Here is a 13,835-nt window from a genome sequence, read left to right as displayed (position 1 = left end):
TGTCTTGCACAGCGTCGCGTAGGGTGATTAACCGAGGTTAGCCGGGAAGTCGGCGGGCAACTCGCTCGCCGCGCAGGCAATCACGCTCTCATCATCAGGACCGCAGTCGCGTACGAAGGTAATGGTGGCAAACTCGTCAATCACGGTGGTGGGATACACCGGACCCTGTTCGCGATACGCCGCCATTTCACTCAGATGGTCGTTCTGGAAACAGACGGTTTTTTCCGGGTTCAGCATCACCCATTGTGGGAAGAAAATGGTGCCGTGGAACACGCGGTCAGCCAGATTCGCGATCAGGCTGACGTCGGTGCCGGTTGGTTCGGTCCAGGAAATTTTATACACCTCAGCCGCTACCCGCACGATATACGCCTGCTGACCTTTCACCCAACGGTTGCCCACCAGCCCGCTGTGAATACGGTAATCCAGGGTGGTGGCGTTTTTTACGTAGATCTCGTAATTCCAGCCGTTGTCGTAGGTGTAGACCAGGTGTTTACCGATAAAACCGCGCAAATCTTCTTTATTAAAACTGCTCATTTTTTATCTCCTTCAGTTGATGCACCTACCATATCGCTGTAAAAATTGAATGAATAACGCTATTTTTGGATGGTTTTCATCGAAAAATTGGATGTGTTTATGTTCAGAACCACGCTGGAGCAGTGGGCGATCCTCGCTAAAGTGGTCGAGTCAGGGGGATTTAATCAGGCGGCCGAGGCGATGAACCGCAGCCAGTCCTCCGTCAGTTACAATCTCTCGCTACTCCAGGACCGGCTGGGGATTGCGCTGCTGCGTATTGAGGGGCGACGGGCATTACTGACGGCACAAGGCGAAACCTTACTGGCGCAGGTGCGCCCGTTACTGAATGCTTTCCACGCGCTGGAAGCCCGTGCCGCCAGTCTGCATAACGGGGTGCGCACCCAACTGGAACTGGTGGTGGATAATATCTTTCCGCGCCAGACGTTGTTCCGCGTGTTGCAGCAGTTCCAGCAGCAGTATCCGGCCACGCAAATCCAGCTGACCGAAGTGCTGGAATATGACGATCCGCTCCATCCTGCGGTGCCCGATGCCGATGTGATGGTGATGACGCGGCGCGAAGACGTCTCCGGGCGTGGACAATGGCTGATGAATGTTGATTTTCTGGCGGTGATCCACCGCGACCACCCGTTGCTGACCTTACCGCAGCCGCTGACCGAGTATGATCTGTCGCGCTATCCGCAAATCCGTATCGGCACCTCACGCTCGCAGGCACCCCATGCCTCGGTGGGGCAATCGGAACAGTGGTTTTTCTCGACGGTCGATACCGCGATTGAAGCGGTGATGCATCAGGTGGGATACGGCTGGCTGCCGCAGGCGCGTATTGCCGAAGCATTACAGCTGGGTGTGCTACAACCGTTGCCGCTCAATCATGGCGGTCGTCGCAGTACGCCCATGCATCTGATTGTGAAAAAGGAGCTGATTCCGCTGGATGAACAGGTAATTGCGCTGGTCAACCTGTTCACCCGCTATTGTTCAGGGCAGCGTGCTGTCACCGGCCCCTAAGGCGCGCTGCATAATCACCGTGTCCAGCCAGCGGCCATGTTTAAACCCTACCGAGTGTAAGGTGCCGGTAACGGTAAAACCGGCGGAGCGGTGCAGGGCAATTGAGGCGCTGTTCTCGCTGTTGCCAATCACGCCGACCATCTGGCGGTAGCCATGTTGCTCGGCCCATTGCAGTGCCTGCGCCAGCAGCAGGCGGCCGATGCCGCGTCCGGTGAATCGCTGGTCGATATACACCGAGTCCTCCAGGCTAAAGCGATAGGCAAAACGTTCACGCCAGCGCGACAGGTAGCAGTAACCCAACACCACGCCATCTTCCAGCGCTACAAACCACGGCAGCCCGGCGGCGGTGATTTTGTGCAGCCGCGCCAGCATGGCATCATCATCAGGGGGATCGGTTTCAAAAGTGGCGCAGCCATGCAGCACATGGTGGGCATAAATCTGTTGGATGCCAGGGATATGTTGTTCTTCTGCCTGCAAAATTTCCATCGTTACCGCTCTCGTTTGTTATCTGCTTTCAGGCTACCCTGTTGGCTTAATCAATGGCAGTGCGGCCTGCTTATCCGCGCTATAAGGAATTTTTAGGGATGGCCAGTCTCAACCTCGATCATCTGGACACCTTCCGACTGGTAATCAGCCGAGGGAGTTTTTCCGGTGCCGCCGATGCGCTCGGTCTGTCGCAACCGGCTGTCAGTCTGCAAATCCGCCAACTGGAGCAATCGCTGCATACCCGCCTGATTGAACGCACCGGGCGCGGCGTGCGCGCCACGGCAGCGGGACTGGCGTTGCTGGAACATGGCGAACATATTGCCAGCGCCATCGCCGCAGCGCTGGCGGCGGTGACGCAACAGGCGGATGAGATCAGCGGGACGGTGATCATCGGTACGGGCGCGACCGCCTGCATTCATCTGCTGCCTCCCTTGCTGCAACAGCTGCGGCAGCAGCATCCGCAGTTGAAAGTCGATGTGCGCACTGGCAACACTGCCGCCATTATACGTGCGGTGGAAGAAAATCAGGTGGATATCGGCCTGGTGACGTTGCCGGTAGCCAGCCAAAGCGTGCATGTCAGCGCGTTGTACGATGAAAGGTTCCGGCTAATTATGGCGCACGACAGTGCAGCGATGGTCGCGCCTGCGGAACTGGCCCCGTTACCGCTGATTGTGTTTGAACCGGGTAGCGGCACGCGCGCGGTGATTGATAGCTGGTTTCGCGAGGCCGGAGTGCGTGCCACGCCGGTGATGGAGCTGGGCAGCATTGAGGCAATCAAACGCATGGTGCGGGCCGGACTGGGATACAGTCTGGTGCCCGCGATGGCGCTGGCGCAGGAGGAGGATCGGGCGGGGTTATGCGTGCTGGAACCGCATCCCGCGTTGCAACGCACGCTGGGCACCGTGATGCGCCAGGATCGCATCGTCAGCCGCGGGATGACGGTGGTGCTGGAGGGTTTACGTCAATCATGCACAGGTCCGTAACGGCGCGATTTATCGCGCAATATTCAGTGGTTAACGCAGGGGCAGGCGGTACATTTTCTGCTGCATCAACTCCGCCTGACGGGTATTCATCATCGGCCACGGCTGGTGCGGGAACAGATACAGGCGCACGCTGGCGAGATGGAACAACGGCGTCAGCAGGCTCTCATCCCACATTGCCAGCCGCTCCAGCATCAGCAGCAGGGTATCGATTTCATCCAGCAGATCCGGGTGGGGCGGCGTCTGTAACGATTTCAGGCGGCGTTTCAGAAACAGCCCCAGTTCATGAAACATCTGTCCACTGTCCAGCTGATATTTTGCCAGCAGATCCTTGTGACGCGCGTAGTAGTCAAAACTGTTCACTCCTAACCAAACCTCGGTCAGTAACATGCCTGCGGCGGTCATATCCGGCTGCGGATCGAGACGCAGACGCGGCAGCACCACGTTCAGTTTATCCAGCATCAGGCCGATATAGCGCTGCCTGCCCAGCAGGGAAGAACCATTTCGCTCCGTCTCCTTGATAAAGCGCAGCAGTTCACGCAAACCGATACGTACCGCACGACGGGCGGTCCAGGACGGGCGTTTGTTACGCATAATCGCCGTCAGGATCACCGCAAACAGCACCCCGGTCATCGAGGCGATGGCAGTGTTAAATAACGCCACCAGATCGGGGCGCAGATGATGACCCAGACCGATAAAGCCGGGAATCTGGATGGCGACACTCAGGCCGATCATATTGGTGGAGGGACGGGCGATCATCAATCCCAGCAGAATCAACCCGGGTGCCAGACAAATCAACAGCGCCTCGAACGAGGTAGCCTGCGGCAGCAGAATTGCCACATACACCACGCTGATAATGATGGCGACAATCACGCCACGCACAAACAACTTCATTGAGGTGAGTGGTGTATCGAGGCTGGCGAAAAACGAGCTAAGGATCGCCGCCATCACCGGCGCGGAGGCACCATCACGCCAGCCGGTAGCCATCCACAGCAGACAAGAACCGAAGGTGGCGCAAAATGCGGTCAGAGCCGAGAGACGGATCAGTCCCTTATCATAAAAGCGGTGCGTGCGTTTGCCACGTGCCAGGGAGGTGTCGCCAGACAGGTCGCTGACCAGCCCGCCCACGCTTTGATATGCCCCGGCAATACGCACAAAATCCGTCAACCGTTCCAGCACGCCGGTCAGCAACAGACTGGATTCGGTGGGTAATTCACCCAGGCGCCAGGCTTGATTCAGTTCAGCCTGACAGGCGGCCAGCGTTTGCTGAATATCATGGGTATCGCCGACCGCTTCGCCATCATGCAACCACAGCAAAAACTGGCGAAAAGTTTGTGCCACATTTTCCGGGAAGCTGATGTGCAGTTCTGACAAGCGTTGCAGGCGGATCTCGATGGCGATCAGGGTGGGGATCAAATAAGAAAGATGCTGATACTGCACGCTGACCAGACGAATCAGCTGCCGTGCCGCATTCCCTTCATAAACGCAGTGGGTGATCAGAATCTCCACCTGCTGCGGGTTGGTGGCCATGCGGATCAGTATGTCATCGCGTTCCGGTGATTTCGCGGTCGGGATACCGGAGAGCAGATCGCCACACAGTTTACGCGCGTTGAGATACCACTGGCTGACGCTTTGTTCCAGCAGGCTGCGCATTGAGACCGGGAACAGTAGACCATGCACCAGGCTGCTAAAGACGATACCGAGGGTAATTTCCTCAATACGTGACAACACCGTGCTGGTAATGCCCAGCGGGGTGGTGACTTCCGGGAAGCCCATGATGGCCGCGCTGTAACCGGCCAGCATAAAAACGTAGCTTTTCGGGGTTCGGTCATGCAGCGACAGATACAGACAGACGCTGACCCACAGCGAGACGCACAGGCTGAACAGCAGGGGATGCTCAACCGTAAGCGGAAAAATAAAAAAGATAAACACCCCACCCAGCAGCGTCCCCAGCAAGCGGAACACCGATTTGGAGATGGTGGCGGCGGAATAGAGTTGCGACGCGACAAACACGGTGGTCACTGCCCACGCCGGTTTATCCAGATTCAGTTCCAGTGCGAAGTACAATGCCAGAAAGGCGGCCAGACAGGTTTTAACAGCAAAAAAAACGGCGTTTTTTGAAAACCACGGCATGACAGTAATAAGACCAGCAGACGCTAAGTGCGGCGTATCCTGCCAGAATATAAAAACCACTCACCTCGATAAATACGACAAATTGTTTCGTAATAAAAAAAGATGTTTTTAAGGGGTGATCAATTGAGAGCTAATTATTAAATTTCCCTAATGCGGGAAGTGACACAAAAGGCAGGGGAATGGCTCAATCTGGTGCTATTTTGTGCATCTTTCAGTCTTTACGGGGTTTTAACCATCCCCGGCCATCAGTACAGTAAATGTGATCTGGATCATGTTTTTCTGGATAACCCCGGTCAGCGTGAAATCACCATAAAATAATTTCGCGCTGACTGAGGCTTTTCCCTGCGCCAGATCAAGCCATTAACGGCGAAAATCCGTATTGGCAGAAAATCTGTTGTGCGACAGATGATTGCAGAAATTCTGCCAGTGGCTGTGCCGACGGCTGACAAAGTGCCCAGGCGTATTCAGCCTGAATGTTATAAGGCTGCGGAATGGGGAAGATGTGCAGCTCAGGAAACGCCGCCAGTCGCGGCGCATAGCTGGCGTAACCGATAAACATCTCCGCATGGCCCTGTGCCAGCAGCCATCGGGCGGCCAACTCGCCAGCCGGGATGTTCAGGCTATCCGGCCCACCCACCAGGCAGCGGGCTTTACTCTCCAGTACGCGGCCAATGCCAGCATGACGCTGCTCAATGGCGGCAAACAATTGCCAGGTATAGTCACCGGAAGGATCGCTACGCGGTGTTGAGGTAGCGAGCCGCAGGTCAGGGCGGGTCAGCACGCTTAACCAATCCTCTCCTGCTGTGACCCTGTCACGTTTTACCGTCAGGCACAGGCTGTTGGCGGCAAAACGGCCCGTCTGCTGTGCCAGCCCGAGCTGGAGCAAATTTTCCGCGTGGGCCGTATTCGCGGAAGCGAACAGGTCACAGCTTTCTCCGCAGGCGATACGCTCACGTAACAGACCCGCCGGGCCAAAATCAGTGTCGACTGGCGGCCCCCAGGCCGCCATCAACGCCGGCCACACGGGGCGCAGGCTACCTGCTGCCAGTACGCGCAACGTGGTCATGATAGGATGTCCGGTAAAATTGTTGATACCAACGATCGGCTTCCTTCTGCATATCAATGTCGCGGAATTTTTCCGGATACAGTTTCTTCGCCATCCACAGTTCGCCCAGCCCGATGGCTTCTGGCATCGGATAACCCCAGGCTTTCACATATTCCGGCATCAGCCAGACGCGATGGTTCTTCACCGCATCGATAGTCTGCCATTGCGCGCTGTGGGTGATCTCATCCACCACCTGCGGGTAGCGGTCTTGCACAAAAATCACCTGCGGATTCCAGGCAATCACCTGCTCCATGCTCACCTGTTTAAAACCCTGAAGGGTGGCAGCAGCCACATTTAACGCCCCGGCGTGCGCCATCATCAGCCCGGTATATTTTCCGGCACCGTAGGTGGTGAGATCCGGGTTCGCCATATAGGCACGCACCCGTTGTTGCTCAGGAACGGAACGCAGACGATCGGTGACCAACTGACGACCGGCAAACGCGGCAGCAATCAACGTTTTGGCCTGCGCCTGCTTGTTGACCACGTCACCAATCAGGGTGATGCCTTCCTTAATGCCCTGGTTGTACGCCAGCTCCTCATCCTGCATGGCGGGGTTGATTTTGCCCTGCTGACCGGCGTCATCATGACGCAGCGAGATAGCGATCACCGGTATCCCCAGCGCGGAAATTTTATCGATCATCTCTTTCGGTGCGTAGTTGGTAACAAACACCACCTGGGGGCGCAGCGCCACCAGGCTCTCCACATCCACATGAGTGAGATCGCCGAGCATCGCTTTATGGTTCAGCTCTGGCACCAGCGTGGCATAGCCATCGCCGAGTTGTTGTTTCCAGTTGGCGAGAATACCGACGATTTTGTCGGTGGCATTGAGCTGCACCAGTAAATTGAGGGTTTGATGTTGTAGCACCACCACGCGATCGACCCGATCAGGAATGGTCACCTGGCGGCCAATCTGGTCAGTGACCACCCGGTTGGCAAAACTGTGTAAAGAGGTCAGTAGTAATACGCCAGTTAAGGCGTAGCGGAAAAAAAGGCGGTTCATAGTGGCTCCTGGTATCGATATGTACAGGAGTATATAGCGATGGGTGGGAGGGGGATATATAACATTGCCCTTTTAATTTTTATCGATATATAATAACTTACATAACGACAATAATAACCTTTCAAAACAATACCATAAGTAAACATTTTGTTAATCCAGGCAATGGCAAGGTCATGAAAATTAAACCGCGCAACACCCCGCTTATCAGTTTAATTAGCGTCAGCATACTGATGGCAATTCACGCCCAGGCGGCAGAACAGCCCGAGCTCACCGTCATTGCATCGCCAAATCAAACGCCATCATCGGTGGATAAAAAAGCCACGTTGGGTAATTTGGGCCGCCAGGAAATACGGAATACGCCCTGGGCGGTGCAAACCGTTTCACCGCAATTAATGAAACGTCAGCAGCTGAAAAGTATCAGCGACATTTACCGCTATATGCCTTCGGTGCAGGGTGATGGTGCGCGCCCGCAAACGCGTGGTATGCAAGGTAGCGTGGTGCAGAACAGCATGATCGACGGATTGAATGTGGTCTCCACCACCGATTACGCCGCCGAGCAGTTTGACCATCTGGAGGTGCTGAATGGTCTGGCCGGTTCGCTATATGGACCTGCCAACCCAGCCGGATTATTCAATTTTGTCAGCAAACGTCCTGGCGATAGCCCGCAACATAGCGTCACTGTCGGCGCGGGAACCGGCATCAGCCATCTGCTGGCGGGGGATTTCAGCGGCCCGCTGGATGATAAAGATCGGCTACGTTATCGCCTGAATTTGCTGGATGACGAAGGCAATGGCTACGTCACAGGCAGTAAAAAGCGTCGCCAGTTGGTCAGTCTCGCGCTGGATGCCAATCTCAGCGATCAGACGGTGCTGGAAACCAACTTCAGCTACTACCACTTCTACGACAAAGGGTTACCCGGCAAGTTTGCGCTGGGTAGCGGCCTGACATTCCCGGCCGCGCCCAATCCGAAAACCGCCCATCTCGGCCAATCCTATGCAGGAGACAATAACCACACTTTGACGGCGGGCGTGCATCTGAAACACGATTTCGACGGCAACTGGCAAGGCGAGATAGGGGTATTGCGTCAAATCGCCGATCGCGAATCGACGGCGGTGACTAACACCTTTACCGACAATCAGGGGCACTACACCACCACCACCTCATCCGCCACTGCGAGCCGCTTCACCATTAACAGTTATCTGGCGAACCTCAATGGCGAAGTGGATACCGGCTGGATCCATCATCAGATCTCCACCGGGTTGCGGGGTTTTGTGTGGAAAAACATGAACCCAAGGGCGGGGGGCACTTCGACCCTTGGAAGCGCTTTGCTGGATAATCCTCAGGCGTTTGCCGAGCCGGATTATCCGGATTTTACCGATCGCTACCATTCGGCGACGGCCACGCAACACGCCTTTTTACTCAGCGACAATCTGGCGTTTTCACCGCAGTGGAGCCTGTTGCTGGCGGGCAGCGAAGGCCTGCTCAGCTCGGCCAATTACAGCAAAACCGGCAGCCGCAGCAGCGAATCGTCAAACAGTGGCTTTAGCGGCTCGGCCAGCCTGATGTATAAGCCGGTTGATCCGCTGACGTTGTATGTCAGCTATGCCGACAGCCTGCAACAGGGCGACACCGCGCCAGCTACTGCCAACAATGCAGGCAACATTCTGGCACCGTATCGTAGCCGTCAGGTTGAGGTGGGGAGCAAGCTGGCCGTCAATAAGCTGCTGCTGACCGCCGCGCTATTTCAGATCAAACGTCCGTATGCCTATACCAACGCCAGCGGTGACTATGCGGTGGACGGTGAGCAGCGTAACCGCGGCATTGAGCTGATGGCGGATGGCGACGTCACCGACCGTCTACATGTTTACGGCGGGATGACCTGGCTGGATCCGCGTCTGCTGAAAACCGCCAGTGCACAGACGGACAATAAACAAATCGTCGGTTTGTCGCGTTATGTTGCCAGCCTGTTCGCCGCCTACGATCTGCCGATGTTGAGCGGCACCGATATTCACGGCGGCATGCATTATGTCGGGCGTCGTAGCACCGATAACCAGAACGATGGCTGGGTCAGTGGTTACACCACGCTGGATGCGGGGGCGGCGTGGAAGACGCAGATGTTCAACACCGCCACCACCTTCCGTCTTGATGCTACCAACCTGACCAATCGCCACTACTGGACCAATATTGTGCCGGGTGGGCTGAACGGTTATAGCGGTTCCGGCTACGCCAGCGCGCAATTGGGCGATCCGCGCATGGTTCAGGTCTCGATGCAACTCAATTTCTGACCGGGAGCGAGGCAATGTTGAAAACTTTCTGCGGGCTGGCGCTGCTGGTGATAAGCAGCATTGCTCAGGCACAAACGGTGACGGACGATGTTGGGCAGCAGGTGGTGATTAGCCACCCGGTGACGCACATTGCCGATGCCTGGTTTGCCCATCATTCGTTGCTGATGACGCTGGGGGCGGCCAACCGTATTGTGGCGACGGTGAACCATCCAGCCGATCGACCCTGGATGTTTAAGGTGCAGCCGTCGTTGTATCAGGCGTTACAGGCGCACGGTAAAACCTTCTCCAGTGAGGCGCTGCTGGCGCGACATGTCGATGCGGTGTTTGTCCCAGCCCACGATCCTGATGCCGAGTCGTACCGGCTGGCGGGGATCCCAGTGTTGGAGATGCAATTTGATGACTTCGCCTCGCTGAAACGCTCCCTCACCATCACTGCGCAGGTGGTGGGGACGGCTGACGCCGAGGCGCGCGCCGTGGCGTACAACCAGTATCTGGACCAACAGATTGCCCGCATTCGGGCGAAAACGCAGCAACTGAGCGCTAGTCAGCGACCGCGCGTGCTGCATATCCAGTCACTGCATCCGCTGAAGGTGGACGGTCGCGATACCCTGATCGATACCTGGATTACGCTGGCGGGTGGGCGCAATGTTGCGGCGGGTATCGAGGGCAATATGAAGCCGATCTCCCCGGAAGAGGTGATCCGCTGGAACCCGGATGTGATCATCATTGGCGCAGGGGCGGGAACCCTGGCAGATTCTGATTACGCCTCGCTGTTTAACAGCGTCAATGCGGTGAAAAATCATCGGGTGTGGCAGAATCCGGCAGGGGTGTTTCCATGGGATCGCTATGGCACCGAGGTAGCGCTACAGATTCAATGGGCCGCAGCCAGACTGCATCCCGAGCTGTTTCCCGATCTGGATATCATCGACGCCACGCGCGATTTTTATCGTCAGTTCTACGCGTATCGATTGAGTGCCGCTGAAGCCGGGCGGATCTTACAGGCGCTACCGCCTGCAATCTAAAACCGCAGCGAATACAATGCTACAGGAAATGAATCAACAATTTTAAGCGTAAAGAAAGTCACACTTATTGGATCAATAATTCAGCAATTAAATAAAATTACAAGTCATATCAAGCTGTTCCCTTTACATATCTCTACAATCAACAAAATAACCACCGGGGAGGGCGGCGTCTCTCTCCCGGTTGCGTAGCGGCGCGATTTATCGCGCTGTTTTTTTGGGGTTAAAATCGCGCCGCTACGTTGTGTCTTTTAACGAGGAAGCCTTAATTCTTAAGGTTAACTTAATGTTGAGATGTTGCTCACATCAGAAAGCAAAATAATATCTGGCAATGTCAGGGACAAATAGAGTTTTTCCTTTTTTTACTATGCTGGTTAGCGGGAATGTTTATTATTCTCACGGGGAGTGATACTAATAATTATTATCATTTCGCTTTTGGCACCTGTTTGGGAGCACTCTACTTGCTGGCGACGTTCATTATCGCATTGCGCGAAGGCCTTGAAGCCGCATTAATCGTAGGCATTATCGCCGCTTTCTTACGCAAAAATGGCAGGCCACTCACGGCGATGTGGCTGGGCGTCGGTTGTGCTGTGATTCTCTCCCTGGCCGTGGGTTTTGTGCTGAATCTGACCGAAAACGCCTTGCCGCAAGCGCGACAGGAAATGATGGAATCCATCATCGGTCTGGTGGCGGTGTTTTTCGTGACCGGCATGGTGATGTGGATGAACAACCATGCTCATAACCTCAAGCGCCAGTTGGAAAGCGAGGCGGCTGAGGCCATCAGCCGTTCCAGTGCGCTGGCGCTGACCAGTATGGCGTTTCTCGCGGTATTGAAAGAGGGCTTCGAGACCAGCGTATTTCTGCTGGCGACCTTTTCCGCTGCCCAATCAGCTGTCTGGGCAGCGGTGGGCGCGGTGTTGGGCTTGCTGGTGGCGGTGCTGGTGGGATGGGGCATCTATGTCGGTGGTATCCGTATTAACCTGTCTCGCTTCTTCCGTCTGACGGGTTTGTTCCTGATTTTGGTGGCGGCCGGTTTAATTATCTCTGCCTTGCGCAGTGCGCATGAGGCGGGTTGGTTAAACACCGGTCAGCAACGCATCGTCGACTTGAGCTGGCTGGTCACGCCCGGCACCGTGCAGTCAGCGTTGATTACCGGTGTACTCGGTATTCCGGCTGATCCCCGTCTGGTGGAGTTTGCGGGTTGGTTTATTTACATCGTGGTGGTGGCGGCGATGATTTACTGGCCCGCCCATTTACGTCCCGCACCGAAGCGGGCGGCACAGTTTACCGCCGTGACCGGCATGGGTCTGATGATTACCGCAGTGCTGCTGTTCTTCCTTTATCCGGCACCGGACGTGGAGATCCCCGATCAAATCCCGCTGGTCAGCCGTACTTCGCAGCAATCGGTCGGCCATATCAGTAGCCAGCCCGGGGCCGGTAAACAATTTGCGGTCACTCTCGATGGGCAACCGGCGGAGACGCTGGTGGTGCCTGCCGATCAACTCAGTAAAGTCACCACGTCGGGCCGTCAGGAGTGGCAAGCGAGTTTCAGCTATGAACCCTCCGATGCTCACACGCCGTTGACACTGGATGAGGTGATGGACGCCTATGGCAACCGCATTCCGGTTGGTTTAAGCCCGGCACAACATCCTGGTCCTTATGACGCCAAATGGACGGTGAATTGTAGCGTCGATGCTTCGATGGCGCGTGGCATGCTCATTAATGCTGAATCACACCCGACGACCTTTATCACTTTATCGGGCAGTGGTCTTCAGTCTCCGCGCACCATCAGCGCCCGTGCGCGTACCACCGAAGCGGGATGCGACTGGCAGATTAGCCCCAACTGGTCCCAGGATATGGAACAACGCTTACGCGATGCGGTGGTCGCACAGGATATCTGGCACTTCTGGGCCATTATTTTACCTTCGCTTTTTGCCATTCTGGCCTTCACCTGCTTTTTCTCAGCCAGCCGTCAGTTCAGGCGGTTGAAAGGTGCTCGTGCCCGAGGACGCAGCAAACAGGGACTGCTGGACAGTTCAACTCACCAATTGCCTGAAAAATAAACAGGAAGGCACGATGAAGACAAAACCGTTCTCTACAAAATACGCGCTGATTGCGGCAGGGATTTCCGCGGCTCTGATGTTGTCGGTGGATGCGCAGGCGGCAACGGCGGCACCGGTGAAAAACGGGGCTTCACAGGTCAATATCACCATGACCAACGAAGGCGATGGCACCTGCCATATCGACCATACCTCGGCCAAAGCCGGTCCGGTCACCTTCACCGTGGTGAATAAAACCGCCACCGCATTGACTGAGCTGGAGTTGCTGAGCGACAACCGTATTCTGGGTGAAAAAGAGAACCTTGCGCCGGGTCTGCCTGCGGTGAAATTCACGGTGACGCTGGATGGCGGCACCTACCAGATTTATTGTCCTGGCGCGAAACAGGAGCTGACTAACTTTACCGTCACCGGTAAAGCGGCGGCTGCACCGACCGGTAGCGTTGCCACGCTGCTGGAAGAAGGCACCAAAGGCTATGCCAGTTATGTCAACGGCGTGGTGGACGCCATGGTGGTGGCGGTTGATCGTCTGAAGGCAGACATTGATGCCGGTGATGTGGAAAAAGCCAAAGCGGATTACGCCAAAGCGCGTCCGTTCTATGAACGTATCGAATCTGACGTCAGTGGTTTCGTATTACCGGGCTTCAAAGCCACTGATAACGCGGGCAACCTCGACTATCTGGTCGACATGCGCGCCTCCAACATCGACCCGAAAGTCGGCTGGCATGGTTTCCACGCCATCGAACGTGACCTGTTCGGCAAAGGTGCGATTACCGCAGAAACCAAACAGCTGGCCGCTGAACTGCAAAGCAATGTTCACAAGCTGGATGAGCAGGTGAAAAAGCTGACTTACAAGCCTGAGGACCTGGCTAACGGTGCCGCTGACTTGTTGGAAGAAGTTCAGAGCAACAAAATCAGTGGTGAAGAAGAAGCCTTCAGCCATCTCGATCTGATTGACTTTGCCGGCAACATCGAAGGTGCCGAACAGGCATTTGCGTTCCTGAAACCGGGCCTGGAAAAAATCGATCCCGATCTGACTAAGCGCGTGACTGAGCAATTCGCGGCGGTACGCGCGTTACTCGAAACTTACCGCGACCCGGCGATTCCGGGGGGATACAAGTACTACACCGCCGAACTGAAAGCCTCAGAGGGTGCCAAACTGAGCCGTGCAGTGCAGGCGTTGCAGGAACCCTTGTCCAAAATCGCTGAAAAAGTCGCTACCAGCGGAAAATAA

General features: G+C 55.7%; 11 protein-coding genes. 6 read left to right on the top strand and 5 right to left on the bottom strand.

Annotation, left to right across the window (positions count from 1 at the left end; translation table 11 throughout):
* Positions 1 to 27 precede the first annotated feature (27 nt).
* The gene (locus tag AC6I8W_RS22050; RefSeq protein WP_497838265.1) at positions 28 to 534 is read right to left on the bottom strand and encodes a phenolic acid decarboxylase; all 507 of its coding nucleotides are present in this window, start codon (positions 532 to 534) and stop codon (positions 28 to 30) included.
* A gap of 99 nt (positions 535 to 633) precedes the next feature.
* Here AC6I8W_RS22050 and AC6I8W_RS22045 point away from each other — a divergent pair, with 99 nt between their 5' ends.
* Positions 634 to 1,536 carry a LysR family transcriptional regulator gene (locus AC6I8W_RS22045; protein ID WP_497838264.1) on the top strand — a complete coding sequence of 301 codons (903 nt, stop codon included), beginning with the start codon at positions 634 to 636 and terminating at the stop codon, positions 1,534 to 1,536.
* Here the strand turns inward: AC6I8W_RS22045 and AC6I8W_RS22040 are convergent.
* Complete coding sequence (locus tag AC6I8W_RS22040) at positions 1,507 to 2,022, bottom strand: GNAT family N-acetyltransferase (protein WP_497838263.1); 516 nt, start codon at positions 2,020 to 2,022, stop codon at positions 1,507 to 1,509. The two genes, AC6I8W_RS22045 and AC6I8W_RS22040, sit on opposite strands and share 30 nt — an antisense overlap.
* Positions 2,023 to 2,120: 98 nt before the next feature.
* On the opposite strand from AC6I8W_RS22040, the gene AC6I8W_RS22035 reads away from it, so the two are divergent.
* Complete coding sequence (locus tag AC6I8W_RS22035; RefSeq protein WP_497838262.1) at positions 2,121 to 3,005, top strand: LysR family transcriptional regulator; 885 nt, start codon at positions 2,121 to 2,123, stop codon at positions 3,003 to 3,005.
* A gap of 30 nt (positions 3,006 to 3,035) precedes the next feature.
* Here the strand turns inward: AC6I8W_RS22035 and AC6I8W_RS22030 are convergent, their stop codons facing one another.
* The 3 genes from AC6I8W_RS22030 to AC6I8W_RS22020 all read right to left on the bottom strand — a co-directional run bounded on the left by AC6I8W_RS22030 (position 3,036) and on the right by AC6I8W_RS22020 (position 7,240).
* Positions 3,036 to 5,135, bottom strand: coding sequence for an FUSC family protein (locus AC6I8W_RS22030; protein ID WP_497838261.1), 2,100 nt, complete (start codon positions 5,133 to 5,135; stop codon positions 3,036 to 3,038).
* 352 nt (positions 5,136 to 5,487) lie between these two features.
* Entirely contained in the window at positions 5,488 to 6,201 is a 714-nt protein-coding gene (locus AC6I8W_RS22025; protein WP_497838260.1) for a substrate-binding domain-containing protein, read from the bottom strand.
* On the bottom strand, positions 6,170 to 7,240 hold the full coding sequence (locus AC6I8W_RS22020) for an ABC transporter substrate-binding protein (protein WP_497838259.1): 1,071 nt from the start codon (positions 7,238 to 7,240) through the stop codon (positions 6,170 to 6,172). The genes AC6I8W_RS22025 and AC6I8W_RS22020 overlap by 32 nt, the downstream gene beginning before the upstream one ends.
* 173 nt (positions 7,241 to 7,413) lie before the next feature.
* Between AC6I8W_RS22020 and AC6I8W_RS22015 the strand changes: the two genes are divergently transcribed.
* The 4 genes from AC6I8W_RS22015 (at position 7,414) to efeO (ending at position 13,835) form a co-directional block, all read left to right on the top strand.
* Positions 7,414 to 9,525, top strand: coding sequence for a TonB-dependent receptor (locus AC6I8W_RS22015; RefSeq protein ID WP_497838258.1), 2,112 nt, complete (start codon positions 7,414 to 7,416; stop codon positions 9,523 to 9,525).
* Between the two features lie 14 nt (positions 9,526 to 9,539).
* Complete coding sequence (locus tag AC6I8W_RS22010) at positions 9,540 to 10,547, top strand: ABC transporter substrate-binding protein (protein WP_497838257.1); 1,008 nt, start codon at positions 9,540 to 9,542, stop codon at positions 10,545 to 10,547.
* A 443-nt stretch (positions 10,548 to 10,990) separates the two neighbouring features.
* Positions 10,991 to 12,607, top strand: coding sequence for an iron uptake transporter permease EfeU (efeU, locus tag AC6I8W_RS22005; protein WP_497838256.1), 1,617 nt, complete (start codon positions 10,991 to 10,993; stop codon positions 12,605 to 12,607).
* A gap of 13 nt (positions 12,608 to 12,620) precedes the next feature.
* Positions 12,621 to 13,835, top strand: a complete 1,215-nt coding sequence (gene efeO, locus AC6I8W_RS22000; protein ID WP_497838255.1) for an iron uptake system protein EfeO — start codon at positions 12,621 to 12,623, stop codon at positions 13,833 to 13,835.

The organism is Pantoea sp. X-Soil-TKNS-1211 (genome assembly GCF_059730495.1).
Note: the sequence above shows the minus strand (reverse complement) of the source record. Positions and strands in the feature narration are given on the sequence as shown.

Bases quoted from the DNA above. Each gene is read 5' to 3' on its own strand.
- AC6I8W_RS22050 (WP_497838265.1), bottom strand. From the start codon at position 534: ATGAGCAGTTTTAATAAAGAAGATTTGCGCGGTTTTATCGGTAAACAC.
- AC6I8W_RS22010 (WP_497838257.1), top strand. From the start codon at position 9,540: ATGTTGAAAACTTTCTGCGGGCTGGCGCTGCTGGTGATAAGCAGCATT.
- AC6I8W_RS22035 (WP_497838262.1), top strand. From the start codon at position 2,121: ATGGCCAGTCTCAACCTCGATCATCTGGACACCTTCCGACTGGTAATC.
- AC6I8W_RS22025 (WP_497838260.1), bottom strand. From the start codon at position 6,201: ATGACCACGTTGCGCGTACTGGCAGCAGGTAGCCTGCGCCCCGTGTGG.
- AC6I8W_RS22040 (WP_497838263.1), bottom strand. From the start codon at position 2,022: ATGGAAATTTTGCAGGCAGAAGAACAACATATCCCTGGCATCCAACAG.
- AC6I8W_RS22015 (WP_497838258.1), top strand. From the start codon at position 7,414: ATGAAAATTAAACCGCGCAACACCCCGCTTATCAGTTTAATTAGCGTC.
- AC6I8W_RS22020 (WP_497838259.1), bottom strand. From the start codon at position 7,240: ATGAACCGCCTTTTTTTCCGCTACGCCTTAACTGGCGTATTACTACTG.
- efeO (WP_497838255.1), top strand. From the start codon at position 12,621: ATGAAGACAAAACCGTTCTCTACAAAATACGCGCTGATTGCGGCAGGG.
- AC6I8W_RS22030 (WP_497838261.1), bottom strand. From the start codon at position 5,135: ATGCCGTGGTTTTCAAAAAACGCCGTTTTTTTTGCTGTTAAAACCTGT.
- AC6I8W_RS22045 (WP_497838264.1), top strand. From the start codon at position 634: ATGTTCAGAACCACGCTGGAGCAGTGGGCGATCCTCGCTAAAGTGGTC.